General features: G+C 60.3%; 23 protein-coding genes. 11 read left to right on the forward strand and 12 right to left on the reverse strand.

Annotated elements, in window-relative coordinates; genetic code table 11:
• Positions 1-223: 223 nt before the first annotated feature.
• The 8 genes from H4V96_RS15265 to H4V96_RS15300 form a co-directional block, all read right to left on the reverse strand.
• The gene (locus tag H4V96_RS15265; RefSeq protein WP_196855887.1) at positions 224-1198 is read right to left on the reverse strand and encodes a LysR family transcriptional regulator; all 975 of its coding nucleotides are present in this window, start codon (positions 1196-1198) and stop codon (positions 224-226) included.
• Between the two features lie 370 nt (positions 1199-1568).
• The gene (gene gltA / locus H4V96_RS15270; protein WP_010399909.1) at positions 1569-2873 is read right to left on the reverse strand and encodes a citrate synthase; all 1305 of its coding nucleotides are present in this window, start codon (positions 2871-2873) and stop codon (positions 1569-1571) included.
• A gap of 122 nt (positions 2874-2995) precedes the next feature.
• Entirely contained in the window at positions 2996-3277 is a 282-nt protein-coding gene (locus tag H4V96_RS15275; protein ID WP_010399910.1) for a succinate dehydrogenase assembly factor 2, read from the reverse strand.
• 117 nt (positions 3278-3394) lie between these two features.
• Positions 3395-4105, reverse strand: a complete 711-nt coding sequence (locus H4V96_RS15280) for a succinate dehydrogenase iron-sulfur subunit (RefSeq protein WP_010399911.1) — start codon at positions 4103-4105, stop codon at positions 3395-3397.
• Between the two features lie 9 nt (positions 4106-4114).
• Positions 4115-5896: a succinate dehydrogenase flavoprotein subunit gene (gene sdhA / locus H4V96_RS15285; RefSeq protein WP_196855888.1), complete on the reverse strand. Its 1782-nt coding sequence runs from the start codon at positions 5894-5896 to the stop codon at positions 4115-4117.
• Positions 5897-5898: 2 nt separating this feature from the next.
• Positions 5899-6264 carry a succinate dehydrogenase, hydrophobic membrane anchor protein gene (gene sdhD, locus H4V96_RS15290; RefSeq protein ID WP_010399913.1) on the reverse strand — a complete coding sequence of 122 codons (366 nt, stop codon included), beginning with the start codon at positions 6262-6264 and terminating at the stop codon, positions 5899-5901.
• 2 nt (positions 6265-6266) lie between these two features.
• Positions 6267-6689: a succinate dehydrogenase, cytochrome b556 subunit gene (gene sdhC / locus H4V96_RS15295; RefSeq protein WP_196855889.1), complete on the reverse strand. Its 423-nt coding sequence runs from the start codon at positions 6687-6689 to the stop codon at positions 6267-6269.
• A 306-nt stretch (positions 6690-6995) separates the two neighbouring features.
• Positions 6996-7742 carry a GntR family transcriptional regulator gene (locus H4V96_RS15300; protein ID WP_070346641.1) on the reverse strand — a complete coding sequence of 249 codons (747 nt, stop codon included), beginning with the start codon at positions 7740-7742 and terminating at the stop codon, positions 6996-6998.
• Positions 7743-8194: 452 nt separating this feature from the next.
• On the opposite strand from H4V96_RS15300, the gene H4V96_RS15305 reads away from it, so the two are divergent.
• From H4V96_RS15305 to H4V96_RS15325, 5 genes are all read left to right on the forward strand, one after another.
• Positions 8195-9184, forward strand: coding sequence for a malate dehydrogenase (locus tag H4V96_RS15305; protein ID WP_010399917.1), 990 nt, complete (start codon positions 8195-8197; stop codon positions 9182-9184).
• Between the two features lie 113 nt (positions 9185-9297).
• Complete coding sequence (locus H4V96_RS15310) at positions 9298-10296, forward strand: aldolase/citrate lyase family protein (protein WP_196855890.1); 999 nt, start codon at positions 9298-9300, stop codon at positions 10294-10296.
• A gap of 13 nt (positions 10297-10309) precedes the next feature.
• On the forward strand, positions 10310-10861 hold the full coding sequence (locus tag H4V96_RS15315; RefSeq protein ID WP_010399919.1) for a hypothetical protein: 552 nt from the start codon (positions 10310-10312) through the stop codon (positions 10859-10861).
• Between the two features lie 88 nt (positions 10862-10949).
• Positions 10950-13670, forward strand: a complete 2721-nt coding sequence (gene acnA / locus H4V96_RS15320; RefSeq protein WP_010399920.1) for an aconitate hydratase AcnA — start codon at positions 10950-10952, stop codon at positions 13668-13670.
• Between the two features lie 213 nt (positions 13671-13883).
• Positions 13884-15137 carry a DUF2863 family protein gene (locus H4V96_RS15325; RefSeq protein WP_010399921.1) on the forward strand — a complete coding sequence of 418 codons (1254 nt, stop codon included), beginning with the start codon at positions 13884-13886 and terminating at the stop codon, positions 15135-15137.
• Positions 15138-15313: 176 nt separating this feature from the next.
• Here H4V96_RS15325 and H4V96_RS15330 read toward each other — a convergent pair whose 3' ends face one another.
• Complete coding sequence (locus H4V96_RS15330) at positions 15314-15778, reverse strand: CYTH domain-containing protein (protein ID WP_010399922.1); 465 nt, start codon at positions 15776-15778, stop codon at positions 15314-15316.
• A gap of 12 nt (positions 15779-15790) precedes the next feature.
• A complete protein-coding gene (locus H4V96_RS15335; protein ID WP_010399923.1) occupies positions 15791-16912 on the reverse strand; it encodes a M14-type cytosolic carboxypeptidase in 1122 nt (373 codons plus the stop codon).
• 312 nt (positions 16913-17224) lie between these two features.
• Here H4V96_RS15335 and H4V96_RS15340 point away from each other — a divergent pair, with 312 nt between their 5' ends.
• A complete protein-coding gene (locus tag H4V96_RS15340; protein WP_010399924.1) occupies positions 17225-17887 on the forward strand; it encodes a TetR/AcrR family transcriptional regulator in 663 nt (220 codons plus the stop codon).
• Between the two features lie 94 nt (positions 17888-17981).
• Here the strand turns inward: H4V96_RS15340 and H4V96_RS15345 are convergent, their stop codons facing one another.
• Positions 17982-19478 carry a succinate CoA transferase gene (locus H4V96_RS15345; protein ID WP_196855892.1) on the reverse strand — a complete coding sequence of 499 codons (1497 nt, stop codon included), beginning with the start codon at positions 19476-19478 and terminating at the stop codon, positions 17982-17984.
• A 159-nt stretch (positions 19479-19637) separates the two neighbouring features.
• Between H4V96_RS15345 and H4V96_RS15350 the strand changes: the two genes are divergently transcribed.
• The gene (locus H4V96_RS15350; RefSeq protein ID WP_196855893.1) at positions 19638-20531 is read left to right on the forward strand and encodes a LysR substrate-binding domain-containing protein; all 894 of its coding nucleotides are present in this window, start codon (positions 19638-19640) and stop codon (positions 20529-20531) included.
• A 46-nt stretch (positions 20532-20577) separates the two neighbouring features.
• Here H4V96_RS15350 and fucP read toward each other — a convergent pair whose 3' ends face one another.
• A complete protein-coding gene (gene fucP / locus H4V96_RS15355; RefSeq protein WP_196855894.1) occupies positions 20578-21882 on the reverse strand; it encodes an L-fucose:H+ symporter permease in 1305 nt (434 codons plus the stop codon).
• 436 nt (positions 21883-22318) lie between these two features.
• On the opposite strand from fucP, the gene H4V96_RS15360 reads away from it, so the two are divergent.
• From H4V96_RS15360 to H4V96_RS15375, 4 genes are all read left to right on the forward strand, one after another.
• Entirely contained in the window at positions 22319-22552 is a 234-nt protein-coding gene (locus tag H4V96_RS15360) for a DUF3563 family protein (protein WP_196855895.1), read from the forward strand.
• Between the two features lie 405 nt (positions 22553-22957).
• Positions 22958-23371 carry a hypothetical protein gene (locus H4V96_RS15365; protein ID WP_070346486.1) on the forward strand — a complete coding sequence of 138 codons (414 nt, stop codon included), beginning with the start codon at positions 22958-22960 and terminating at the stop codon, positions 23369-23371.
• A gap of 239 nt (positions 23372-23610) precedes the next feature.
• Positions 23611-24411: a TorF family putative porin gene (locus tag H4V96_RS15370; protein ID WP_280721038.1), complete on the forward strand. Its 801-nt coding sequence runs from the start codon at positions 23611-23613 to the stop codon at positions 24409-24411.
• 48 nt (positions 24412-24459) lie between these two features.
• A complete protein-coding gene (locus tag H4V96_RS15375) occupies positions 24460-26550 on the forward strand; it encodes a methyl-accepting chemotaxis protein (RefSeq protein ID WP_196855896.1) in 2091 nt (696 codons plus the stop codon).
• Positions 26551-26660 lie beyond the last annotated feature (110 nt).

Genomic DNA, 26660 nt, shown 5'->3' on the forward strand with positions numbered 1-26660 from the left:
TAGCGGGTTAATCTAACCTTCCGCGACACGGCCTGACCGGTTAGCGGATTGCACATCAAGTTGTGGAGGAAGGGATTTTTTATTGCGCCAGCATTCTGCATACCGTCATTTAGAATAGCACGCGGTATTGTAACGCAACAACCACTAGTTGAATTTTATTTGGCAAGCAAATGTAAGCCGGGCCGTTGCATTTGCGTGCCTTGCCGGCCAGTGACTGTTGCGCTTACGGCACTTCCTTGGCCACGCTGGCGTGCCGCGCGCGCCCGACTTGCCTGCCAGACAACGGCGATAGCGCGATGGCTGCCAGCCACTCGGGGTCGCCGGCAAACCAGTCCACCAGAAAGTCGAGCATCGTGCGCAGCAAGGGCGACATGTGCTGGCGCGACGTATAGATGCCGTAGATGCCCATGTCCTGCGGCTGATACGCGGGCAGCAGTTCCACCAATTGTCCGCTGGCGATCAGCGGCGCGGCCGAATAGCGCGGTTGCAGCGCGATGCCCGCCCCCGCCACCGTCGCCACTAGCAAGACCTGCGATTCATTTGCCGACAAGCGGCCACTGACAGGCACAGTGAGCGCTTCCCCATCGTGCGTGAACTGCCACAGGCTTTTGCCGAAGTAGGTATAGGTCAGGCAGTTATGCAAGGCCAGATCTTGCGCCCGACGCGGCGTGCCGTGCGCTGCCAGATACGATGGTGCAGCGCACACCACCGACGCGCAACTAGCCAGTTGGCGCGCGATCAGGTTCGGTTCGAGCGCATTCGTGATGCGGATCGCCAGGTCGATGCGCTGGTCCACCAGGTTGACGGCGCGGTTCTCCATCTGCAGGTCGACGGCGGTCTGCGGGTAGCACTCCAAGTAAGCAGTCACTGCGCCAGCGAGCGCGGTCTGGGCAAGTGATTGCGAACAGCTAATGCGCAGCAAGCCGTGCGGCGTATGGCTACCCCCGGGTGCCGCCACGAGCATGGCGCCGGCCACTTCAAGCATTTGCCGGCAGCGCGCTAGAGTCGCCTCGCCCGCATCCGTCAAGCTAAGGCGGCGCGTGGTGCGATGCAGCAGACGCGCCCCCGTCCACTGCTCCATCGCGGCCAGGTAACGCGTCACCATGGCGCGCGACATATCGAGCGACTCGCTGGCAGCGACCATGCTACCGCGCTCGGCGATGGCGACAAACACCTGTGCGGCAGTTATGCGGTCCATTGGTACGCCTTCATTAATTAGTCTGACTCAGGCAATGCAGCATGGCAATCGACCCTACTTCACACCTATTCGCGTCACGATCATATGCCATCGCGGTGGCATCCTCAAGCACCATGCGCAGCGGCAGCATCCTGCACCAGCCCGATGAAAGACCGAGCCTGCCAAGCGAAGGACGGCGCGTCGAACTGCATCAGCGGGTAGCGGCACGGCACTGCGCCAGCACAGTCCTGCCCTGCCCTGCCACTCCATGCGATCGGGCAAGGCAAGGCACATACGCTTGCAGGCAGGGCGCACCATAAAAAAAGCGAGCTGGTCGGCTCGCTTTTTTTGCGCCGGGCTGCAAGGCCTGGCAGGAACACGGCGCCGTAACTTAGGCGCGCTTGTCCAGTGGCAGCACTTCGCGGGTCGTCGAACCGACGAACAGCTGACGTGGACGGCCGATTTTTTGCTCAGGATCGGCGATCATTTCGTTCCACTGGGCGATCCAGCCGATGGTGCGAGCCATGGCGAAGATACCGGTGAACAGCGACACAGGGATGCCCAGCGCCGATTGCACGATGCCCGAGTAGAAGTCGACGTTCGGGTAGAGTTTGCGCGAGACGAAGTAATCGTCGCTCAGTGCAATCTTTTCCAGTTCCATCGCCAGCTTGAACAGCGGGTCGTCTTGCAGGCCCAGCTCTTGCAGCACTTCGTAGCAAGTTTCACGCATCAGCTTGGCGCGTGGGTCGAAGTTCTTGTACACGCGGTGGCCAAAGCCCATCAGCTTGACGCCGGAGTTCTTGTCCTTGACTTGCTCGATGAAGGCAGGAATGTTCTCGACGGTGCCGATTTCCTTGAGCATGTTCAGTGCCGCTTCGTTGGCGCCGCCGTGGGCAGGGCCCCACAGGCAGGCGATACCGGCAGCGATACAAGCGAACGGGTTGGCGCCCGAAGAACCGGCCAGACGGACGGTCGAGGTCGATGCATTTTGCTCGTGGTCCGCGTGCAGGATCAAGATACGGTCCAGGGCGCGCACCAGCACGTCGTTGACCTTGTACTCTTCGCACGGGTTGGCGAACATCATGTGCATGAAGTTGGCGCTGTACGACAGGTCGTTGCGTGGGTACACGAAAGGCTGGCCGACCGAGTACTTGTAGGTCATCGCGACCAGGGTTGGCATCTTGGCGATCAGGCGGATGGCCGACACTTCGCGGTGATGCGGGTCGTTAATATCGAGCGAGTCATGGTAGAACGATGCCAGCGCGCCAACGGTGCCCACCAGGACCGACATCGGATGCGCATCGCGGCGGAAGCCACGGAAGAAAAATTGCATCTGTTCGTGCACCATCGTGTGCTTGGTGACGGTGTCGACGAACTTGGCTTTTTGCTCCGCATTTGGCAATTCGCCGTTCAGCAGCAGGTAGCACGATTCCATGAAGTCGGCGTTGACGGCCAACTGTTCGATCGGGTAACCACGGTACAGCAGTTCGCCCTTGTCGCCGTCGATATAGGTGATCGACGAATTGCAGGCGGCCGTCGACATAAAGCCTGGGTCGTAGGTGAATTTGCCGCTACCGGCGTACAGTTTGCGGATGTCGATGACATCCGGGCCAACCGTGCCTTTGTAGATTGGAAATTCAAGCGATGGGCTGCCATCGGAGAACGACAGGGTAGCTTTTGTGTCAGAGATATTCATGGGCTCTTCCTTCTCGGGAGTGAGTCGAAATTAAAATCAAAAATTCTGGCTGCAATTCGCACCGCAATTCGGCAGTGCTACAGCGCGCCACTCGCACCGTTTGCAATGTATCGCCCAGGCGTCTAGGCAATGCGCAGTCGTTGCAGCAGTGCGCACACATGCGGCAGGTCGACTTCGCCTTCCGGCTCTTTACGGGCCAGTACCAGATCCATTAATGCATTGTCCGACAAGTCCAGCAAACGCGTCAGCGCGTCAACTTCTTCATCGGTCAATTCAGTTTCATACGCATCGAGAAAACGGGTCAGGATGATGTCGTTTTCGACCAAGCCACGACGTGAACGCCAGCGCAGGCGGGCGCGGTTGGCCGGGTCGGCCTGATGCGAGGACAAAATTGATTCTGTCATTTGGTTTACCACCTTACATGTGCCTTGCGGCACGGTGTTACTTTGCAGGCGCCGCCTGCAGGCAAGAGAAAATATCCTCTACCGGCAAACGGCGCCCAGCGGATGCAATCAGACGTATCAGATCGCGCGGCGTACCATCAATTCCTTGATCTTGCCGATCGCCTTGTTCGGGTTCAAGCCTTTCGGACAGACATCGACGCAGTTCATGATCGAGTGGCAGCGGAACAAGCGGTACGGGTCTTCCAGGTTGTCCAGACGCGCAGCGGTTGCTTCGTCGCGCGAATCGGCGATGAAGCGGTAAGCTTGCAGCAAGCCGGCCGGGCCGACGAATTTATCCGGATTCCACCAGAACGACGGGCACGACGTGGAGCAGCAAGCGCACAGGATGCACTCGTACAGGCCATCGAGTTCTTCGCGCTGTTCAGGCGACTGCAGGCGCTCTTTTTCAGGCGGGATCGAATCGTTGATCAGGAAAGGCTTGATCGAATCGTATTGCTTGAAAAATTGCGTCATGTCGACGATCAGGTCGCGGATAACTGGCAGACCTGGCAATGGACGCAGCACGATAGGCTCGGACAGCTCGTTCAGGTTGGTGGTGCATGCCAAACCGTTCTTGCCGTTGATGTTCATCGCGTCCGAACCGCACACGCCTTCGCGGCACGAGCGGCGCAGGGCCAGCGAGTCATCGACGTCCGCCTTGATGCGCTGCAGTGCGTCGAGCAGCATCTTGTCGGTGTCTTTCAGTTCGACCGTCAGGTCTTGCATGTACGGCTTGGCATCCTGGTCAGGATCGTAGCGGTAGATTTTGAATTTAAGAGTGCGTGCCATGATATAGCCTTAGAAAGTACGTGGTTTCGGTTTGAAGGTGTCAACCGTCAGCGGCTTGGTCACGACTGGCTTGTATTCCAGTCGGTTGCCTTCCGAATACCACAAGGTGTGCTTCATCCAGTTGTCGTCGTCACGCAGCGGATAGTTATCCTGGGCGTGCGCGCCCCGCGATTCCTTGCGGGCCGCTGCCGAAACGATGGTCGCTTTCGCCGTTTCGATCAGGTTATCGAGTTCCAGCGCTTCCACGCGGGCCGTGTTGAAGACCATCGACTTATCTTTGAAGGAGACGTGCTTGCGACGCTCGTCAAGCTTCATGATTTCTTCGACGCCCTTGTTCAGCATTTCGTCGGTACGGAACACGCCGCAGTACTTCTGCATCGTGGCGCGGATGTCGTTCGCCACGCCCTGCACGGTTTCCGTGCCGGTCGAGTTTTCCAGGCGCGCCAGGCGGCCCATGGCGAAGTCGGCAGCATCGGCTGGCAAAGGCTTGTTTTCCTTGGCTTTCAGACCGCTGCCCACGATGTGGTTGCCGGCCGCGCGGCCAAAGACCACCAGATCGAGCAAGGAGTTCGTGCCCAGACGGTTAGCGCCGTGCACCGAGACGCAGGCGCATTCGCCGATCGCGTACAGGCCGTTGACGACCTTGGCCGAATTATCGGGGCCGGTCGGGGTGACAACCTGGCCGTGGATGTTCGTTGGAATGCCGCCCATCTGGTAGTGAATCGTCGGCACGACAGGAATTGGTTCCTTGGTGGCGTCGACGTTGGCGAACTTGTGACCGATTTCCAGAATCGACGGCAGGCGCTTGGCGATGGTGTCGGCACCGATATGGCGCAGGTCGAGCAGCACATAGTCCTTGTTTGGACCGCAGCCGCGACCTTCCTTGATTTCCTGGTCCATCGAACGCGACACGAAGTCGCGCGGCGCCAGATCCTTCAGGGTCGGCGCATAGCGCTCCATGAAGCGTTCGCCTTCGCTATTGATCAGGATACCGCCTTCGCCGCGCACGCCTTCGGTGATCAGGACGCCCGCACCAGCCACGCCGGTCGGGTGGAACTGCCAGAATTCCATGTCCTGCAGCGGCAGGCCGGCACGCGCCGCCATACCCATGCCGTCACCGGTATTGATGAAGGCATTCGTCGAGGCGGCGAAGATACGGCCTGCGCCGCCCGTTGCCAGCACCGTCGTTTTTGCTTCCAGGATCATGCATTCGCCGGTTTCCATTTCCAGCGCGACAACACCAATCACGTCGCCTTCGGCGTCACGGATCAGGTCGATTGCCATCCATTCGACGAAGAAGTGCGTGCGTGCACGCACGTTGCGCTGATACAGCGTGTGCAACAGGGCGTGACCGGTACGGTCCGCTGCCGCGCAAGCGCGCTGCACCGGCTTTTCGCCGAAGTGGGCAGTGTGGCCGCCGAACGGACGCTGGTAAATCGTGCCGTCAGGATTGCGGTCGAATGGCATGCCGAAGTGTTCCAGTTCATACACGACCTTCGGTGCTTCACGGCACATGAATTCGATGGCATCCTGGTCGCCCAGATAGTCGCCACCCTTGACGGTGTCGAACATGTGCCAGAACCAGTTGTCTTCGGCCATGTTGCCGAGCGATGCGCCGATACCGCCCTGCGCCGCAACAGTGTGCGAGCGGGTCGGGAAAACTTTCGACAGGACAGCGACGTTCAAGCCGGCTTCAGCCAGTTGCAACGACGCGCGCATGCCGGAACCGCCGGCACCAACGATCACCGCATCAAAGCGGCGGGTAGGAATTGCAGATTTATATGCTGCCACGATTACACACTCCAGAGTATCTGTACCGTCCAAGCGGCACAAGCGATCAACCACAGCATGGTGGCAATTTGCAGGGTAAGACGCAGGCCTGCGCTTTTCACGTAATCCATCCAGATGTCGCGGACGCCTACCCATGCATGAAAGAACAGCGCCAGGAAGGTCACCAGGCTGAACAATTTAAACCACTGCTGTGCGAACAGACCAGCCCAGCCTTCATAGCTGAAGTTGCTGCCAGTCAGGAAAGAAATAAGCAGGATGGCCACATAAGCCACCATGACGATGGCGGTGACGCGTTGCGCCAGCCAATCGCGTAAGCCGTAATGGGCACCGACAACGATGCGTTTCGGTCCGATATTATTGTCTGCCATGTTTAAAATACTCCAAACAGTTTCAAAGCGACCAGTGCCGTCAGCAGCAGGCTCACGACCAGCACGGAAGAAGCGGTCTTGCGTGCCGAATCTTTTTCGATGGCAACGTGCACATCCATGAACAGGTGACGGATACCGGCACAGAAGTGGTGCAAGAAGGCCCACACCAGACCCAGGGTGATCAGCTTGACCAACCAGTGCGAGGCGATGCCATGGAAGTAGGCATAGGACATCTCGGAGCGCAGGCTCAGTTCCAGCATGTACAAGATGCACGGCAGCAGGGCGAACATGATGAAACCACTGATGCGATGCAAGATCGAGACGATGGCGCCGACAGCCATGCGGTAGTTTGACAATTCGGTAACATGAATGTTACGGAATTGCGGCCGTTCTTTTTTTGGTACTTCTCTTACGGCTTCAGACATAACAAAAACCTCCCCTTTGAATTTCAACTAAATATTGAAGCCGCGATTTTCGTTGATTTTCGCAACCCTTAACAGTACCTATTGTTACATATAACCAAAATGGCGTTTTACTACAAAATACCGCGCTACTTTCCGTAGTTCACGTAATTTAATTACAGAATCGCCGGCACCGCATGACCCGCCGGAGCGGACCATACTTTAGCTGCGTATTCTGCTGTCTCCGTTGCCCGCCTTGCGGCAGGCGTCTTGCAAGCGACGCGCCTCAGCCTTGCCGCTTGTCTGGGCAAGCACAGCTGCCCCGCTGCTTCAGCTGAGTTCATTCTGGTAATGATGGCGACTTGTCAGATACAAGCCGCGGCGCAATTCGACCGGCTTGTCGCCGTAGGTAAACGACACGCGCTCGGAACTGAGCAAGGGCGTGCCGAGATCGATATTCAAGAGCTGCGCGGCGCCAGCGTCGGCGCACACGGCGCGGATCTGCTCGGACGCACGGATCATGCGCGTGCCAAATTCCGTTTCAAACAGGCCATACATCGGGCCCTTGTATTCCACCAGGCGCTCGGCCGTCAGGCCCTTGAAGATCAGGCCGGGCAGCCACAGCTCCTCAAGGACGGTCGGCACGCCGTCGAAATACTGCACGCGTTTGATGAAGATGACGGCGTCGCCGGACTTCAGCTCCATCAGGCGCGCCACGTCGGCGGGCGCGCGCACGCGCTTGACTTCAATAAACTTGCTTTCAGGATAATGCGGCACGCCTTCGTCCGGCACCAGGCGCAGGAAGCGGAAATGCGCGCGCGCCTCATGGTGGGTGGACACAAACGTGCCCTTGCCCTGGCGGCGCATGACGAGGTTCTCGGCGGACAGTTCATCGATGGCTTTGCGCACCGTGCCCTGGCTGACCTTGAAGCGCCCTGCCAGCTCAACTTCGCTGGGGATCAGCTCGCCCGGCTTCCACTCACCCGTTTGCAAGCTTTGCGTGATGAGGGCCTTGATCTGCTGATACAGGGGACTGAAGGTGGGCGAGGCAGTGACGGCCGGCGTGGCGACGGGCATCGCAGCAGTGGTATTGCTGCTAACAACGACGGCGCCTGGCGTACCAGCGACAGCGGCACCGGGCGCAGCCGGGGAGCTCGCGGTCGGACTGACCGCCCCGCTTGCGGCAGTGGCATTGTTGGTCAGGTTGGACGAGGCGGAATTCATAGTCCGCCATTTCAACACAAATCACCGCCCGCGTCCAGTAAAACACTCGCAGTTATCTGTCTTATATAAGACATAAGATATGATTGACAGATACAGATCAGAGGCCTAAACTGCCCTCGATAAAACTCGTGAACCACCATTTTATGTTGTCGGCCAGCCACTCTGGCCTTGTGCAGCACGAGCTTGACGGCCGCGTACGCCAGCAATTCGGTGGCGCGTGCCGGTTTTGGTATCATTGTAGCTTTTCCGGATAAGCGTAAGCCCAGCTTCAAGCCCGTTTTCTTTCCCATTTTTGGAGATTCATCATGGCTAAAACCCCAATGCGTGTTGCAGTAACCGGCGCCGCCGGCCAGATCGGCTACGCTCTGTTGTTCCGCATCGCCAATGGCGACATGCTCGGCAAAGACCAGCCTGTCATCTTGCAACTGCTTGAAATTCCGGACGAAAAAGCCCAGAAAGCGCTCAAGGGCGTGATGATGGAAATCGACGACTGCGCCTTCCCGCTGCTGGCCGAGATGACCGCCCACGCCGATCCGCTGACGGCATTCAAAGATGTCGACGTGGCCGTACTGGTCGGCGCGCGTCCACGCGGTCCAGGCATGGAACGCAAGGACCTGCTGGAAGCGAACGCGCAGATCTTCACGGTGCAAGGCAAGGCGCTCGACGCCGTCGCTTCGCGCAATGTCAAAGTTCTGGTGGTCGGCAACCCTGCCAACACCAACGCTTACATCGCCATGAAATCGGCGCCATCGCTGCCAGCGAAAAACTTCACCGCCATGCTGCGCCTGGACCACAACCGCGCGCTGTCGCAAGTCGCTGCCAAGACTGGCACCGCCGTCAAGGATATCGAGAAGCTGACCGTCTGGGGCAACCACTCGCCAACCATGTACGCCGACTACCGTTTTGCTAGCGTCAACGGCAAGGCCGTCAAGGACCTGATCAACGACCAGGAATGGAACGCCAACACCTTCCTGCCAACCGTCGGCAAGCGCGGTGCAGCCATTATCGAAGCGCGCGGCCTGTCGTCGGCAGCATCGGCAGCGAACGCCGCCATCGACCACATCCATGACTGGATGCTGGGCACCAACGGCAAGTGGACCACCATGGGCGTGCCTTCCGATGGTTCGTATGGCATCCCTGAAGGCACCGTCTTCGGTTTCCCGGTCACCACCGACAACGGTGAGTACACCATCGTTCAAGGTCTGGAAATCGATGCCTTCTCGCAAGAGCGCATCAACCTGACCCTGAAAGAATTGACCGAAGAGCGCGAAGGCGTGAAACACCTGCTGGCCTAAGTCCAGTTCTGGCGACGCGGCGCAGACCCGCCGCCCGCCAAGAAGGCCGCACCGCGCATGTCGCGGCGCGGCTGTTTTATCAAGTAATCTTTACCTGCAGAAATGCCTTAAGCATGCACCCTTCCGAGGTTTTATTCCAAGGCAAACGCCAGCCGCTATTGCTCGCCGCTTGCGACCACTACGCCGGCTCTGAAAAGCTGATGCGTAAATCGATTGCTTTGCAACAAGAGCTTGGCCCCCTGTTTGACATCACCTTCGACTGCGAAGACGGCGCCAGCGCCGGCAGTGAAGAAAGCCACGCCCAGATGATCGCTGGCCTGCTGCTCAGCGACGAAAACCAGTTCAACCGCATCGGCGTGCGCGTGCACGACGTCGACAGCCCATTTTTTGCGCGCGACGTGGAAATCATCTGCGCCGCTGCAGCCCGCCTGGCCTATATCGCCGTGCCCAAGGTGGGCGGCGTGCAAGACGCCATGCTGGCGATCGACCTGATCAACCACCACGCGCGCCGCGCGGGCCGCGACAACTTGCCCGTACATATATTGATTGAAACGCACGGCGCGCTGCGCGACGCCTACGCGATCGCCGCCCTGCCCCAGGTCGAATGCCTGTCCTTCGGCATCATGGATTTCGTCTCGGCCCATTATGGCGCCATTCCCGCCGCCGCCATGCGCACGCCGGGCCAATTTACGCACCCGCTGGTGGTGCGCGCCAAACTGGAAGTGGCAGCCGCCTGCCACGCGCATGGCAAGGTGCCATCGCACAATGTGACGACGGACGTGCGCGATTCGGCCGTAGTGGCAAATGACGCCCAGCGCGCAACGGCCGAGTTCGGCTACACGCGCATGTGGAGCATCCATCCCGACCATATCAAGCCCATCATCAAGGCCTTCACGCCGCGCCTGTCCGAAGTCAACGAAGCGAGCAACATCCTGACCGAGGCGCAGCGCGCCGACTGGGGACCGATTGCGCAAAATGGCCGCTTGCACGACCGCGCCAGCTACCGATATTATTGGACCGTTTTGCAACGCGCCAAACTGGCAGGCCTGGGCCTGCCCGAGGCGGCCGCAGCATTACTTAACGCCCCCTCTTCCAGCACTACTGAAAACTGACAGGAATTACACGATGTCCATCTCCAAATTAGCCATAGCCTGCAGCGTTGCGCTGAGCGCCATGAGCCTCACGCTGGCGCCAGTCAGCTTCGCCGCTACGGATACCAAGGAGCCGGCAAAAGCCAAGGCAGCCAAGGCCAAGCCGAAAGCCAAGGCCAGCAAGACCACCGATACCAAGGAAGCGCATCCGCTGGCCATGTCGGTGCTCGACAAGGAAGAAGCCGACGAACCCGATACGCTGGGCTCGGCCTCCACCGATTTCAACTGCGAACTTGGTAATAAAATTACCATCTACACCAATGCCAGTGACGACAAACACATCGCCCTGCGCTGGAAGAAGCGCCTGCACCGCCTGAGCCGCGTTGGCACCACCACCGGCGCCAACCGCTTCGAAAACCGCATGTATGGCCTGGTCTGGATCGGCATCCCGGCCAAAGGCATGCTGCTCGATTCCAAGCAGGGCCGCCAGCTGGCCAATGAATGCAAGGATGCGCAGCAAGCCAAACCGGCCGCCTTGGTGGAAGCTCCGGCCTCGCTGGGCGTCTTGCCAGTCGCCGGCGGCTGATGTGCGTAGCAAGGGCCTCTTCGGGGGCTCAGTCATGTTTTGTAATTTGAATCATCAATAAATAGACGATACCCAACAAGGAGAGGTCATGTCCCGCAACACTCTGAACACGCTCAAGGACTTTAATATTTCGGCTAGCAAGAAGGGCAAGCTGTACTCCCTGCCTGCTCTGGAAAAAAGCCTGGGCATCAATGTCTCCCGCCTGCCAGTGTCGATTCGCATCGTACTCGAATCGGTATTGCGCAATTGCGACGGCAAAAAAGTCACCGAAGAACACGTCAAGCAATTGGCGAGCTGGGGCCCGACCGCCGAGCGCACCGACGAGATCCCGTTCGTAGTGGCGCGCGTCGTGCTGCAAGACTTCACCGGTGTTCCACTGCTGGCCGACCTGGCAGCGATGCGCAACGTGGCCGCCAAGATGGGCATCGACGCCAAGAAAATCGAACCGCTGGTGCCGGTCGACCTGGTGGTCGACCACTCGGTCACCATCGATCACTACCGCGAAAAGAAAGCGCTGGACCTGAACATGAAACTGGAATTCTCGCGTAACAACGAGCGTTACCAGTTCATGAAATGGGGCATGCAAGCCTTCGACACCTTCGGCGTCGTGCCACCAGGCTTCGGCATCGTCCACCAGGTCAATCTGGAATACCTGGCGCGCGGCGTGCACTACGCAGGCAAGAAAGCCGGCGACGTGTACTACCCTGACACCCTGGTCGGCACCGACTCGCACACCACCATGATCAACGGCATCGGCGTAGTCGGCTGGGGCGTGGGCGGCATCGAGGCGGAAGCGGGCATGCTGGGCCAACCGGTCTACTTCCTGACGCCAGACGTGATCGGCGTGAACCTGTCGGGCGCGCTGCGCGAAGGCTGCACCGCCACCGATCTGGTACTGACCATCACCGAACTGCTGCGCAAAGAGAAAGTCGTCGGCAAGTTCGTCGAATTCTTCGGCGACGGCACCGAATCGCTGACACTGACCGACCGCGCGACGATCGCCAACATGGCACCGGAATACGGCGCGACCATGGGCTTCTTCCCAGTCGACGAAGCGACCATCGATTACTTCAAGGGCACCGGCCGCAGCAAGGCTGAAATCGCCGCGTTCGAAGGCTACTTCAAGGCGCAAAACCTGTTCGGCGTGCCGAAAGCTGGCGACATCGACTACACCCGCGTGGTGGAACTGGACCTGGCGACGGTCGCTCCTTCGCTGGCCGGTCCGAAACGCCCGCAAGACCGTATCGAAATTGGCAACGTCAAGGCGAACTTCGCCGAACTGTTCTCCAAGCCAACCACGGAAAACGGCTTCAACAAGAATCCAGACGACCTGAACGTCGTGTACGAAACGACGAATAAGGTGAAAGTATCGAACGGCGACGTGCTGATCGCCGCGATCACCTCGTGCACCAACACCTCGAACCCGAGCGTGATGCTCGCTGCCGGCCTGCTGGCCAAGAAAGCCGTCGAAGCCGGCCTGAAAGTGGCACCACACATCAAGACCTCGCTGGCTCCCGGCTCGCGCGTCGTGACCGAGTACCTGACCGCTGCCGGCCTGCTGCCCTACCTGGAAAAACTGGGCTTTGGCGTGACCGCCTACGGCTGCACCACCTGTATCGGCAATGCGGGCGACCTGACGCCTGAGCTCAATGCTGCGATTGCCACGCATGACATCGTCGCCTCGGCCGTGCTGTCAGGCAACCGCAACTTCGAAGCGCGTATTCACCCGAACATCCGCTCGAACTTCCTCGCTTCGCCACCGCTGGTCGTCGCCTACGCCATCGCCGGCAACATGACGCGCGACCTGATGACCGAGCCTGTGGGCAAGGGCAAGGGCGGCAAGGACGTCTACCTGGGCGACATCTGGCCGACCTCGGCTGAAGTGTCGGCCATGATGAAGTTCGCCATGAACGCCAAGGTGTTCAAGGACAACTACGCCGACGTCAAGGGCGCACCAGGCAAGCTGTGGGAAAAAGTAACCACCGTGTCGGGTCAAGTCTACAACTGGCCAAAATCGACCTACATCGCGGAACCACCGTTCTTCGACAACTTCTCGATGACGCCAGCAGCAGTGGCCACCGGCATCGAAGGCGCGCGCGCACTGGGCGTGTTCGGCGATTCCATCACCACCGATCACATCTCGCCAGCCGGCTCGATCCAGGAAAACGGTCCTGCAGGCAAATGGCTGAAGGAAAACGGCGTCCTGAAAGCGGACTTCAACTCCTACGGCTCGCGTCGCGGCAACCATGAAATCATGATGCGCGGCACGTTTGCCAACGTGCGTATCAAAAACCGCATGATCCCTGCCAAGGCTGACGGTTCGGCAGTCGAAGGCGGCATCACGGTTCACCAGCCTTCCGGCGAACAGATGTCGATCTACGACGCAGCGATGAAGTATGTTGCTGAAGGCACGCCAACCATGGTCTTCGGCGGCGAAGAGTACGGTACGGGCTCGTCGCGCGACTGGGCCGCCAAGGGCACCCAGCTGCTGGGCGTGAAAGCCGTGATCACCCGTTCGTTTGAGCGCATCCACCGCTCGAACCTGGTGGGCATGGGCGTGCTGCCACTGCAATTCATCGGCGACGACAGCGTGCAAACGCTGGGCATCACCGGCAATGAAACGTTCGACCTGAAAGGCCTCGAAGGCGAAATCAAGCCACAGCAACTGGCCACCCTGGTGATCCACCGCGCCGACGGCACCAGCGTCGACGTGAAAGTGCTGCTGCGCATCGATACGCCGATCGAAGTCGATTACTACAAGCATGGCGGTATCCTGCCATTCGTGCTGCGTCAGTTGCTGGCCGAGTAATCTGCCCAGCTGTGTAGCAAGACAAGAGCGCCGGTTTCGACCGGCGCTTTTTTTCGTCCCTGCAGCCTGTTTTTCCTTGAAATTTCGACTATTGGCATGATCTGCAAGGAGCTTCTGTATTGCGTGCGGCCGAATCCTCTACAATACGGTCATCAGGGTTTATCCTTGTTAGCCTGATCTATTTTTTCCACTTTCCGAGACTCTTACCCCGCTATGCGTCGTCCTTCCAAAGATTCATCCCATAAACTGACTGCCGACAGCCAGCGCCTGGTCACCTTTGCCCAGGCGATCGTACAGGCAGCCAGCCGTCTCGAAGAGCGGTCCTGGGAACACAGCCTGGATACGCAGCTCCAGAAATTACTCAAAACCGGCCACCAGGACACCATCGACAACACCCTGGGCAGCCTGTTCAAGGAAGACTTGAACGCCTACGACGTACTGATGGACTGCGTTGAAGCCATCAGCGAATCGACCGTCATCACACATGAAGACGTGCGCTACGATGCCCTGCTGGTGGCCGTGCCCATCCTCGCCTGGACGCGCTTTTCCATCGCCTCCGGCACCATGGCCGGCGACGCGCACGGCGTGCTGTCGGCGCATTTCGCCGCCCACCTGCTGGCCGATGGCACGAAGATGGCCATGGCGCCAACTTTGTATTCGATCGACCAATTGCCGCGCAGCCACGTCGAAACGTATACCAAGACGCAGAAACTGGCACTCGCCGCCCTGAAAGGCACAGCCGTCAAGCCCTTGTCCAAAGAAGCGGAAACGGCCCCCTTCCTGGCCGACACGCGCTACCTGCTGGTAGCCGTGGTGGCGCCAAGCGGCGCACCGCTGTTCCGCTGGCAGACGCCGGCCAGCCAGCTCGACTTCATCGCCGAGCGCAGCGCCGCCCTGGAACAATGGCGCACGCAGGCGACGCCGACCATCGCCCGCCTGCTGCCCGGCTGCGGCCTGGAGTTGCTGCTGCCAGAGGCGTACTACGTGGCTTGCCGCGAAGCGGACAAGCTGATACGCCCCGTCTCGGTGCGCGCCGCCGTGCACTTCCTGACGCACACCTTGGCCATCGAAGCGTCGGAACTGCGCGCCGTCATCGCCGGCTTCGGCGAAGAAGCGGCCGATGGCCAGGTCGATGAGTACCGCATCGCCTTCACCCTGCGCCAGGCACCGGACGTCATCTACGGCATCGTCTGGCCCCTGTATGGCCAGGAAGACGAGGATGGCACGCCGATCGAAGGCTTGATCCAGGTCGGCATCGCCGCGCTGGACAAGCAAAAGACGCCTGTCGATGAAATCATCGAGCACCTGAACGCCGCCGGCGTGACACAGATCAAGCGCCACGCGGAACGTTACGTCGGTGAATACTGCGACGATTGCGGCGCGCCCCTGTTTGCCGATTCTGTCGGTGAGCTGGCGCACGCGGAAATGCCCGAGGATACGCCACAGGGTACAGAGCATTTCCACTGATGCTGTAACGGTGTTGTCGGATTACGCCTTACCGGCTAATCCGACCTACGATGCCGGTACGGGCTGTAGGTCGGATTAGCGCGCAGCGCGTAATCCGACAACACCACCAGCGCATGCAAAAAAAGGCGGAACCCCGGTTCCGCCTTTTTGCATTTCAAGCCGCGTTTATCGCCCCATCACCACTGCGAAAACGGTTGCCGGATCAGGTTCGCGTTGTAGTAGCGCGCATCGCCCGACACTTCCGCGCCAACCCAGTCGGGTTTCTCGAAGGGCTGGTCTTCCGAGGCCAGTTCGATCTCGGCCACCACCAGGCCCGCGTTAGCCCCCAGGAACTCATCGACTTCCCACACCATGCCTGCGTGTTCGATGCGGTGGCGGACCTTTTCGATCAGCGGCTGTTCGCACAGGCCGTCGAGCAGTTCAACGGCATCGGCCAGCGCAATCGGATACTCCCACTCGCCGCGCGTTGCGCCCACGTTCGCACCCTTGATGGTCAGCATCGCCTGCTGCCCCTCGATGCGCACGCGCACCACGCGCTCGCGCGCGGACGACAAATACCCCTGGCGCAGCAAGACGGCCTGCCCCAGGCCACGCCAGGCGTCGCCTTGCAACAAGAATTTACGTTCGATCTCGACGCCCATGATCAACGCCGTTCAATCGAGCGACAGCAAGATAGGCTGCAGCATGGCCGCGCCCAGGGCCGCGCTGCGCGCGCCATTCCAGCCTACGGCCGGATCGGGCAAGTCGGCGTTTTCCTTGAACGGCATTTCCAGGGTCAGCGCCAGGCAGCCGAAATGGTGACCGATGTATTTCGATGCCAGCGTCAGCATGTCCGACTTGTACTTGCTGGCAGCATAGCCGAACTTGTCCTGGAAATCGGGGCTGGCCTGCTTGTAGCGCTCGATGAAAGCCTTTTGTTGCGCTGCTTGCTCGGGCGTGAAGTTTTCCAGCATTTCGTTGCCGGCCACAAAGTTGTATGGCAGCGCTTCATCGCCGTGGATGTCGAAGAACATGTCGACGCCCGTTGCGTGGATCTCGTTTTTCACACACAGCACTTCCGGGCTCGATTCCAGCGATGGCGTCATCCATTCACGGTTCAGGTTGGCACCAGCGGCATTCGTGCGCAAGTTGCCGCGGATGGAGCCGTCCGGGTTCATGTTCGGCACGATGTGGAACACGGCGCGCTGCAAAAGCTTGCGCGCGATCGGGTTGGCATCGTCCAACAGGGAATCGATGAGGCCTTCGACAAACCATTCGGCCATCGATTCGCCCGGATGCTGGCGCGCGATGATCCAGATTTTCTTTTCCGCCTGCGGATTGCCGATGGTGACCAAATTCATGTCGCGGCCGTCGACCGTGCTGCCCAAATCGGAAACGCGCGCCAGCGGATGCTCGGCCACTTCGCCCAGCAGGCGCAAATGGCGTTCCCACGAATACGGTTCGAAGTAGGCGTAGTACACGCTGTCGAGTTCCGGCGTGTGCGAAATGGTCATGACCTGGCCGTCGAACGAGGTCGGCACACGGAACCAGTTTTCGCTGTCGTAGCTGGCCACGGCCTGGTAGCCTTCATAGCCGGCCGGATACGTGGCCTGGCCTGCATTGAGGATGCGCAGCGTGCATGCCTGGCCGCGCGCGCCTTGCAGGCGGAAGTGGAACCACTGATGGATATCGGCGTGGCTATCCTTGCGCAAGTTCAGCTCGATGGCAGCAAAGCTGGTGGCGCTCACCACCTCGATGGCACCCGAGTCGAAGTTCTGGCTGATTTTAATGGTCATATAATGATCCCGTCCTAAGTAAGTATTCCGGCTAAGTATTCGGGCCCCGCCTCGTGGGCTGGCGCCGTTGCGCTGAAAACGCAGTGTAAGCTATCGCGCTATTTTCCGCCCTTTGGCGCCGTTCGCAAAGCCTGGACCGGCGATTTATGCAGCAATCAATGGCATCGATGGAAAAGCGCCGGGCAAAAGGACAAAAATCGGTGCCCTGTCGCGTCCACCGGACAAAAAACTCGATTGTAACAATGCCAGACACACTGACGGCCCATCGTCCCCCTATAATTCTTGCTTTCATCGCGTTGCCAGGAAAGAGTCGTGGACAAGAAGTTGACCAATATTCAGGAAAGAAAATTACGCGAGGCCCATACCCGGCGCGAGCACATCATCGAGGTCGTCAAAGATCTCATCAAGCAGGGGGGCGCGCGCGCCGTCTCCATCCGCAAGGTGGCCGAGGCGGCCGGCTTTTCCACCACCGTCGTCTACGCCCTGTTCCGCGACAAGGCCACCTTGATCGCCCAGGCCATGGACAAGGACTTGCTGGAACTGGTGCGCGCCATGCGTGCCGCCTGCACCAACAGCACAGACCCGTGGGAGCGCATCAGCCTGGTCGGCCGCGCCTACATCACGTACGGCTTCCAGCATCCCGACGAGTATGCGCTAATCTTTATGGAAAGGCGTCCACATGCGCACATCGACGCCGTCGACGTGGAACACGGCAATATCGAGCAAGATCCCTACGCCTACGCGCTGCACCTGTTCGGCGAACTGGCACAGGCAGGCAAGGTGCGCCAGGACGCGCCGACGCTGCACGCGATGACGCAAATCTTTTGGCAAGCACTGCACGGCCTCGTTTCGCTGCGCATCGTCATGGATGCGGGCGACCCATGGACGCCGCACCCGGAGATGAACGCGCATATCGACGACTTGCTGGCCGTCGTGACGACAGGCATCGGCCTGCGCTTTGCGCCGGCGCTCTGATCCTTCATCTGACGCAAGCTGCGCCAGGCAACAAATGCGCAGGCGCGGCCATGCGCAGGCCAGCCCTGTCTTTATTTCATTCTTTCAGCGAAGCTCACTGCGCTGCCAGCATGCTCTGCGTTTCCTGGTAGCGCGTATGCCACGACAGCGCCTGGTCCAGAAGGTGCGGCGTGTGGCCGCCACGCTGGCATGCCGCGTCGTAGTACGCACGCAATTGCGCGCGATAATCGGGATGCGTGCAACGTTCGATGATCAACGGCGCCCGTTCGCGCGGCGCCAAGCCACGCAAGTCCGCATAGCCCCACTCCGTCACCAGCACATCGACGTCATGCTCCGTATGGTCGACATGCGAGACCATCGGCACGACGCTGGAAATGCGTCCGCCCTTGGCTGCCGATTTCGACACGAACATCGATACTTGCCCGTTGCGCGCAAAGTCGCCCGAGCCGCCGATGCCGTTCATCATGTGCGTGCCGCACACGTGCGTGGAATTGACGTTGCCGTAGATGTCGAATTCGAGCGCCGTATTGAGGGCGATGATGCCCAGGCGACGCACAATCTCGGGATGGTTGCTGATCTCTTGCGGGCGTAGCACGATCTTCGAGCGGTAATGGTCGATATTGTCCATCAGCTTTTGATGCACCTCGGCCGACAGGGTAATCGACGAGGCCGAGGCAAACGCCAACTGGCCCGAATCGAGCAACTCGATCGCGCTGTCTTGCAGCACTTCCGAATACATCGTCATGTTCTGGAAGGGCGAACCGATCAGGCCATGCAGCACGGCGTTGGCGATGGTGCCGATGCCCGCCTGCAAGGGCAGCAATTCGGGTCCCATGCGCCCGGCCGCCACTTCGCCCTGCAGGAAGGCGATCACGTGGCTGGCAATCGCCTGCGTCTCAGCGTCCGGCGGCAAGGCGTTCGACGGGCTGTCCGGGCTATCCGTGATGACGATGGCGGCGATGCGCGCCGGATCGATGGCGATGGCCGTGCTGCCCAGGCGCTGGTCGACGCGCGTGAGCGGGATCGGTGCGCGGCCCGGCAAAGTTTGCGGAATATAGATGTCGTGCAAGCCTTCCAGCGCCAGCGGCGTGGACAGGTTGATTTCGATGATGAGCTGCGTTGCCTGCTGGGCGAAGGCGGCGGAGTTGCCCACCGACATGGTCGGGATGATGGCGCCGGCGGCCGTGATGGCCGTCGCTTCGATGACGGCGATATCGATGGCGGCCAGGTTGCCCGAGCGCAGTTGCTCGGCCGTTTCCGACAGATGCTGGTCGATAAACATGACTTCGCCGTTGTTGATCTTGCCGCGCAAGACCGGGTCGACCTGGAACGGCATGCGGCGTGCCAGCACGCCCGCCTCGGCCATCAGGCCATCGCTGCCATTACCCAGCGAAGCGCCCGTGATCAACGTCAGGCTCAATGGATCTCTCAGGGCGCGCTCGGCGAGTGCGCGCGGCAGGGCCTTGGCGTCGCCGGCGCGGGTGAAGCCGCTCATGCCGACACGCATGCCGTTATGGAATAATTTTGCTGCCTCATCGGCGCTCATGATTTTGCTGAGCAAGCCTGGGTGGCGAATACGGTCCTCGTACATCGTGATGCTCCTGATATTCTTTATATTCTCAAACTCGATGGCTGTCATACGCCAGCCCCATAAGTCGATTCAGTATAAAATCGTGCTTACATGCATGGCATGAATTAATTTCGTAAAATCCAGTCGATATTTTCATGCCGCGCCGAGGCGAGCCCCATCTTGGATATCCGTTCCCTGCGCTATTTTGTCGAAACCGTACGCCTGTCGAGCTTTACGCAGGCGGCAGAATCGCTGCACCTGACACAATCGACCATCAGCAAGATGGTGCGCCAGCTGGAAGATGAAGTCGGCGCGCAGCTGCTGGTGCGCGACGGGCGCAAGTTGACGCTCACCGACACGGGCCGCATCGTCTACCAGCACGGCCAGGAAATGCTGGCCAATATGCGCCAGCTGACCCTGGAAGTGCGCGATACCCAGGCCTTGCAGCGCGGCAGCCTGACGGTTGGCATCCCGCCCATGATCAATGTGCTGTTCACGCCCGTATTGAAGGCATTTCGCGCGCGCCACCCGAACATCAGCCTGACCCTGCAGGAAGATACGGGCCAGCAAATAGAACGCAAGGTGGCGGCCGGGGAACTCGAAATCGGCATGACGGTGCTGCCGGCCGACCCGGAACTGGATCTCGTCGCCGTCAGCATCGCCAGCTACCCGATCTGGGCCCTGGCCGAAGCGGGCACGTTCCAAAAAAAACGCACGACACTGCCCTTCAAGGCCCTGGCCGGGCTGCCGCTGGTGCTGCTAAAAGATGATTTCGCCCTCACGCGCAGCCTGCGCCAGCATTTCGCGCAAGCGGGCTTCACGCCGAACATTGCGGCGCAGAGCGGCCAGTGGGACTGGCTGGTGGCAATGGCCTCGGCAGGCCTGGGCGTGGCGCTGCTGCCGGAGCCGTTCATCCACCGCCTGGCCGGCGTCCCCCTGGAAACGGTACGCCTCGTCGAACCTGAAGTGGCCTGGCAGGTGGCGCACGTGTGGAGCGGGCGTTATCTGTCGCACGCGGCGCGCGCCTGGCTCGAAGTATGCCAGGACGTGCTGGGCACACAGTTCACGCACTGACGCCGGTGGCCGAGGCCACCCTTTTGATTGATCGCGACAGCGCAGCTTATTTGGCCGCGGCTTCGTTGTACATGCTGGCGTATTTCCAGCCGAAGTACAAGATGAAGGTGTAGCACAGGGCCGGTACCAGGAAGGACAACTGCAGGTTGATGTGGTCGGCCAGAAAGCCCTGGATGAACGGCACGATGGCACCGCCGACGATGGCCATGCACAGGATGCCGGAACCTTGACCCGTTTGCGCACCGAGCTTGTTCAGGGCCATGCTGAAAATGGTCGGGAACATGATGGAGTTGAACAGGCCGACGGCAATCAATGCCCACATGGCCGTATGGCCGCTGGAGAACACGGCAACGAGGATCAGCGCGATCACCACGGCGGCATTGAAGGCCAGGGTCTTGCCCGGGCTGACGTAACGCATCACGGCAAAGCCGACGAAGCGGCCCAGCATGGCGCCACCCCAGTAATAGCTGACAAAATAGGCGGCGTCGGCGTGACTGAGGCCCGCGATATGGCGCTCGCCCAAGAAATTGATCAGGAAGCTGCCAATGCTGACTTCACCACCGACGTAGAGGAAGATGGCCAGCGCGCCCAGCACCAGGTGACGGTGCGACCAGATCGAGACCTTGTCGCCAGCATGCGCCAGCGCCGCCGCCTCGTCCGCGTGCGAAATTTTCGGCAATTTTGCCAGCGCAAACAGCACGGCCAGCAACACCAGGGTCGCGGCCAGCACCAGGTAAGGGCCTTGCACGGAGGCCGCTTCCTTGGCGCGGTAGGCCAGTTGCTCGGCCGCCGGCAGCAGGTCGAACTGCTGCACCGTCAGCACGGTACCTGACAAAATGAGTATGCCGCCCAGCGCCGGCGCCACGGTGGTGCCCAGCGCATTGAACGCTTGCGTCAGGGTCAGGCGGCTCGACGCCGTCTGCGGGTCGCCCAGCTCCGTCACATAGGGATTGGCCGCCACCTGCAGCACGGTGATGCCGGCCGCCAGGATGAAGAACGACAGCAGGAACAGCGCATAGCTGCCAGTGGACGCCGGGTAGAACATGGCGCAGCCGGCGGCGGCGATCAGTAAACCTGCGACGACGCCGCGCTGATAGCCAATTTTCTTGATCAGCATGCCGGCCGGCAGCGAGACGATGGCGTAAGCGCCAAAGAAGCAGAACTGCACCAACATCGCCTGGACATAGGTCAAGGTATAGATCGAGCGCAGATGGGGAATCAGTACATCATTGAGCGATGTCAGCAGTCCCCACATGAAAAACAGCAGCGTGACAATGATCAGGGCGCCTGTATTGTTTTGCGTGCCAGCCTGTGCGGACGGTACGCCCTGGCCTTGCTTTACGTATTCCATACCTTCTCCATTTTTCAATTCCAAGTTGATCTTGCCAGCCGTGGAAGCGTTTCCACCCGGGCAGCACCAAGAAGCGCAAGCAGCGCGCAGATATCAGCGTGGACCATGACTGCCATCAGCGATACGGGGACAGGCAGGGCGACGCTTGCGCGCGGCAGACGCACGACTGACCGTTTCTCGTCAGAACGCTGCTTGCTAGGCGCGGCACACCGACTGGCTGCGTCTTAAAACAACATCCAGCGCAAAACAGTCTTGTAGTAAAACTACGATACTGCGCCGGCATTATGCCTTAAAGCCCTTTATTGCGCAGCTTTCCCACCCGTTATTTCAAAATTGAATAGCTGACATTTGAAATCGAAAGTAGCCTTATATCTTGGAATCGGTATAATTATAGTGCAGTGCAGCATATCGCAGCACGACACACTAGGAGTCTGCCATGTCTACCGCATTTACCTATCACACCACGCAACACAACAATATCGTCGCCACTCTGATCCTCACCGCCAAACGCCTGGGCACCTGGCTGAAGCAACGCAGCGAGCGCCGCGAGCGTGCTGTCGAAGAAGCCTACCTGGCCGAATCGACCGATCGTTACGATCTGGAATACCGCATGCGCGAACTGGCCCGTGCCAACCCGCAGCCAAGCTGGATGAGCGGCCTGAGCCGTTAATTGTGACGCAGTCGCCAAGCACTGACCGCAGCCCAGCATCATCACAGGCTGTTGCAACATCGGTAGCGCCATCCTGCTCGCCTTGCGCTTGAGCACAGGATGGCCTACACAGGCGCGCTGCAAATGCCATCGTCGCGAACCCGGCATGGCGCCGGACCAAGCTCATCATGATGCAGTGCAGCAGGCCGTTTTCGCGCCCATCTACACCTTGCACTAGCAGCTCATGCAGTTTTACCACGCTAGTTTTACTACGTACTTCTAACGGCCGCGCAAGCGACGGCGATCGCGCGGGGCGAGACCATCTTCGCCCTCACGCCGCGCAGCAGCAGCTACGCCGCCTGACGCCGGGCCACGGCGGCACTGAAAACTGCTAACATCGCGCGCCGCCACTTCTTCCAGCCCCACATGACCGTCCTCAGCCATACTCATCCGCTCGTGCTCCAGCTGGAAAACGATTTGCTGCCCCTGTTCCGCGCCGCCCTGGCGCCACTCGCGGCCGCTGCGCCGCAGGTGCTCGCCTCGGTGTTCGCTTTTTCCAGTGGCACGAACAGCACTTTCCAAGACTATCATTTTGGTATTTCCTGCCTGCTCGAAGAGGTGCCCGAGGATGCGCCGGAAGAAGTCGCCCTGCTGGTCAGCGTCACCGGGCTCGACACCGGCGCCCGACTGGGCGCAAAGATCGTCTGGGGCCAGCCATCGGGCCAGGTGGAAGCGCAGGCCGAGTTGCAGGCTGGCGACCTGCCCGCCCTGCATGCTGCCCTGCCCGGCCTGCTAGCGAGCTTGCAACAGGCAGCCAGCCGCGGCACGCCAGCAGTATGACAGGCACATGAAAAAGTGACAGGAAACAACAACTCGCAATTTCCAAATTGCAACTTTGTTGACTTCCACTCACCCTAGCCCCTATCTTTTGTAACGTTTGGTGAGAATGTATGCATATTGCTACGGATGTGCAGACGGTGTAGTCTTACTCGCGCAGAGTCCTTTCCGCATTTGTATATTGCAACCATCAGGGCAACGCGCCTGGACGGCCGCTGCCAGAAGATACGGAGCTAAGTGCCATGAGATCGTACCGCAACCTTCGCGTAACATCCTTGCTCGGCTATGCCCTGCTGCTTGCCGCTCTGCCCGTACAGGCGCAGAGCACGGACAGCACGAACACCACTGCCGCTACTTTCAGCGCCAATGCCAGCCTCACCTCGCAATACATTTCACGCGGCTTTCGCCAGACCTGGGGCAAACCCGCGCTGCAAGTGGGCGCCGACTACGTGCACCCGAGCGGCTGGTCGCTGGGAACGTGGGCTTCCACCGTCAGCGACCGCTATATCGAAGACGCCCGCATCGAATGGGACCTGTATGGCGGCTACAGCGGCACGGCGGGCGAGCTCGGCTATAGCGTGCTGGCGTATTACTACGCGTATCCGGGTGCCGTCTACCGCGCCACAGGCGTCAAATACGACTATGGCGAATTGTCGCTGGGCCTGAGCTACAAGATGCTGTACGCCAAGTACAACCATACCGTCACGCGGGACTTTTTCGGCGTCACCAATGCGCGTGGCACGGGCTACCTGGACGTAGGCGCGAATGTCGACCTGGGCAATGCCTGGACCTTGAATCTGCATGCCGGCAATGGCCGGGTGGCCGGCACTGGCAATGCCATCTGGAACTGGCGCGACGCCAAGGTCGGCATCATACGGGCCTTCGACGGCGGCTGGAGCGCCAGCGCCGCCGTCACGCGCGCCTGGGGTGCCACCAACGCCTATGACAATTACACACTGGGCATCCCGAATGCAGCCGGCCAGTTCGACACCTCGAACCCTGCCGCGACCACGCTGGTCGTGGCCATCAGCAAGACGTTCTAGGCGCGCCGCCCGAGGCACCGATACCACTCCTTACCAAGGAACAGCATCATGCAACTTTCCCTCAACAGCAAAATCTGCGTCGCCGCCACCGCGCTTGCCGTCCTCAGCCTGGGCATCACGGCGGCGGTGATCGGCTACAAGAGCAGCGCCAGCGCCGAGGCAGCCGCTTTGGCACTGGCGCGCACCTCGGCGCGCGAAGTAGCAGCTGCGTTGCAGGCACGTATCGGTAGCAATCTGGCCAGCGTCAGCAGCCTGGCCGGTGCCATGCGCGGCACCAAAAGCGCCAGCCTGCCGCTGCAGCGCGAGCAAATCAATGAACTGACCAAGGCCACCTTGAGCGGTTCGGAAGACTTGATCGGTGCGGCCGTCACGTGGGAGCCGAACGCACTCGACGGCAAGGATGCGGAATTTGCCAACCAGAAACCGAACTACGACGCCAGCGGCCGCTTCATGCCCTACTGGACGCGGGGCGTCGGCGGCAAGCTGCAAGTCGAACCCATCGTCTTCGACCCGAAACCCGGTGCCAACGACTGGTATGACGTGCCCAAGCGCACAGGGAAAACCTTCTTTACGGAACCGTACATCTATCCCGTCGACGGCAAGGATGTACTGATGGCGTCGCTGGTCACGCCCATCATGATCGATGGCAGCTTCAAGGGCACGGCCAGCGCCGACTTCATGCTCACGCGCCTGGCAAAAATCCTGGCCGACCTGAAAGTGATCGAGGGCGGCAAGCTGGCCCTGATCTCGAACGGCGGCCTGTACGCCAGCCACCCCTTGCCTGCGCGGCTGGGCAAGAAGGCCGACGACGTGCCGACTGCCGGACTGGAAAAGATTAGCCAGGGCCAGCCTTATGAATACGAGGATGAACAGGGCTACATCCATTTGCTGCAGCCCCTGCAGATCCACCCCGATATCGCTCCATGGAGCGTGGAACTGAACTTCCCGAAAAGCGTGTCCATCGCCTCGGCCCGCGAGCTGCTGATCTACACCCTGATCGTCGCCCTGCTGTGCGCGGCGGCAACGGCCGGTATTTTAATCCTCGTCGTCAGCCAGCTCATGCGCCCGCTGCGCGCCCTGGGCCGCACCATGACGGACCTGTCCAGCGGCGGCGCCGATCTGCGCGTCAAGCTGGAAGTCAAGGGCACCGACGAGCTGGCCATCATCGGCAAGGGTTTCAACCAATTCGTGGAAAAGATCCACGCCGTGCTGCTGCAAGTGCAAGCGAGCGCCGACAACGTGGCGCGTTCCAGCGCTGAAATTGCACAAGGCAATAACGACCTGTCTGCGCGCACGGAACAGCAAGCCAGTTCGCTGGAAGAAACAGCGGCCTCGGTGGAAGAGCTGACGGGCACGGTCAAGGAAAACGCCGACCATGCGCGCCAGGCCAATCAATTGGCGGCTTCCGCGTCGGATGTGGCGCAAAAGAGTGGCGAAGTGGTCGGCAAGGTGATAGCGACCATGACCTCGATCAATGAGTCGTCGAACAAGATCGTCGACATCATCAGCGTGATTGACGGCATCGCCTTCCAGACCAATATCCTGGCCCTGAACGCCGCCGTGGAAGCGGCGCGCGCGGGCGAACAGGGACGCGGCTTTGCCGTCGTCGCCACGGAAGTGCGCAACCTGGCACAGCGCTCTGCCGCGGCAGCCAAGGAAATCAAACAGCTGATCGACGATTCCGTCGGCAAGGTGGCCACAGGCAGCAAACTCGTCGATGAAGCGGGCGCCACCATGGAGCAAGTAGTCGACAGCGTGCGCAAGGTCACCGCCATCATGGCCGACATCAGCGTCGCCACCAGCGAGCAAAGCGATGGCATCGCCCAAGTCAACCAGGCGCTGGCGCAGATGGATGGCGTGACGCAGCAAAATGCGGCCCTGGTCGAAGAAGCGGCAGCCGCCGCCGAAAGCTTGCAAGACCAGGCCAGCCACCTGGCCCAGGTGGTCAGCGTGTTCAAGCTGGGCGAGCAGGTGCGCCAGACGGCACCCGCAGTCACCGTGGCAACGCCGCGCGCGGCAACGCCAAGCACACCAAAGCCCGCCAAGCGCCTGAGCATCACCAAGCCGCAAGCAGCGCAGCACGCGCCTGCCAAGGCACCGGCCAAGGCACCGGCAGGCGATGACTGGGAAGAGTTTTAAGCGCAGTAAAGCGTCGCTACCGCGCAAAGATCGCCTTTGCGCGGGCGCAGCCGGAGCAGCATCGTGCGCCTTGGTGTTTTTCCATAGGCAATTATTTGCTCCAACCAGGT

Origin of the sequence: Janthinobacterium sp. CG_23.4 (assembly GCF_029892305.1) — a bacterium.
GTDB classification, from domain to species: Bacteria; Pseudomonadota; Gammaproteobacteria; order Burkholderiales; family Burkholderiaceae_D; genus Janthinobacterium; species Janthinobacterium lividum_D.

Bases quoted from the DNA above. Each gene is read 5' to 3' on its own strand.
- H4V96_RS15300 (WP_070346641.1), bottom strand. From the start codon at position 7,742: ATGCCCGTCGCCACGCCGGCCGTCACTGCCTCGCCCACCTTCAGTCCC.
- acnA (WP_010399920.1), top strand. From the start codon at position 10,950: ATGTCCCGCAACACTCTGAACACGCTCAAGGACTTTAATATTTCGGCT.
- H4V96_RS15330 (WP_010399922.1), bottom strand. From the start codon at position 15,778: ATGGGCGTCGAGATCGAACGTAAATTCTTGTTGCAAGGCGACGCCTGG.
- H4V96_RS15365 (WP_070346486.1), top strand. From the start codon at position 22,958: ATGACCGTCCTCAGCCATACTCATCCGCTCGTGCTCCAGCTGGAAAAC.
- H4V96_RS15310 (WP_196855890.1), top strand. From the start codon at position 9,298: ATGCACCCTTCCGAGGTTTTATTCCAAGGCAAACGCCAGCCGCTATTG.
- H4V96_RS15370 (WP_280721038.1), top strand. From the start codon at position 23,611: ATGAGATCGTACCGCAACCTTCGCGTAACATCCTTGCTCGGCTATGCC.
- H4V96_RS15325 (WP_010399921.1), top strand. From the start codon at position 13,884: ATGCGTCGTCCTTCCAAAGATTCATCCCATAAACTGACTGCCGACAGC.
- H4V96_RS15360 (WP_196855895.1), top strand. From the start codon at position 22,319: ATGTCTACCGCATTTACCTATCACACCACGCAACACAACAATATCGTC.
- H4V96_RS15345 (WP_196855892.1), bottom strand. From the start codon at position 19,478: ATGTACGAGGACCGTATTCGCCACCCAGGCTTGCTCAGCAAAATCATG.
- sdhC (WP_196855889.1), bottom strand. From the start codon at position 6,689: ATGTCTGAAGCCGTAAGAGAAGTACCAAAAAAAGAACGGCCGCAATTC.
- H4V96_RS15375 (WP_196855896.1), top strand. From the start codon at position 24,460: ATGCAACTTTCCCTCAACAGCAAAATCTGCGTCGCCGCCACCGCGCTT.
- H4V96_RS15315 (WP_010399919.1), top strand. From the start codon at position 10,310: ATGTCCATCTCCAAATTAGCCATAGCCTGCAGCGTTGCGCTGAGCGCC.
- gltA (WP_010399909.1), bottom strand. From the start codon at position 2,873: ATGAATATCTCTGACACAAAAGCTACCCTGTCGTTCTCCGATGGCAGC.
- H4V96_RS15275 (WP_010399910.1), bottom strand. From the start codon at position 3,277: ATGACAGAATCAATTTTGTCCTCGCATCAGGCCGACCCGGCCAACCGC.
- H4V96_RS15335 (WP_010399923.1), bottom strand. From the start codon at position 16,912: ATGACCATTAAAATCAGCCAGAACTTCGACTCGGGTGCCATCGAGGTG.
- H4V96_RS15265 (WP_196855887.1), bottom strand. From the start codon at position 1,198: ATGGACCGCATAACTGCCGCACAGGTGTTTGTCGCCATCGCCGAGCGC.
- H4V96_RS15305 (WP_010399917.1), top strand. From the start codon at position 8,195: ATGGCTAAAACCCCAATGCGTGTTGCAGTAACCGGCGCCGCCGGCCAG.
- H4V96_RS15280 (WP_010399911.1), bottom strand. From the start codon at position 4,105: ATGGCACGCACTCTTAAATTCAAAATCTACCGCTACGATCCTGACCAG.
- fucP (WP_196855894.1), bottom strand. From the start codon at position 21,882: ATGGAATACGTAAAGCAAGGCCAGGGCGTACCGTCCGCACAGGCTGGC.
- sdhD (WP_010399913.1), bottom strand. From the start codon at position 6,264: ATGGCAGACAATAATATCGGACCGAAACGCATCGTTGTCGGTGCCCAT.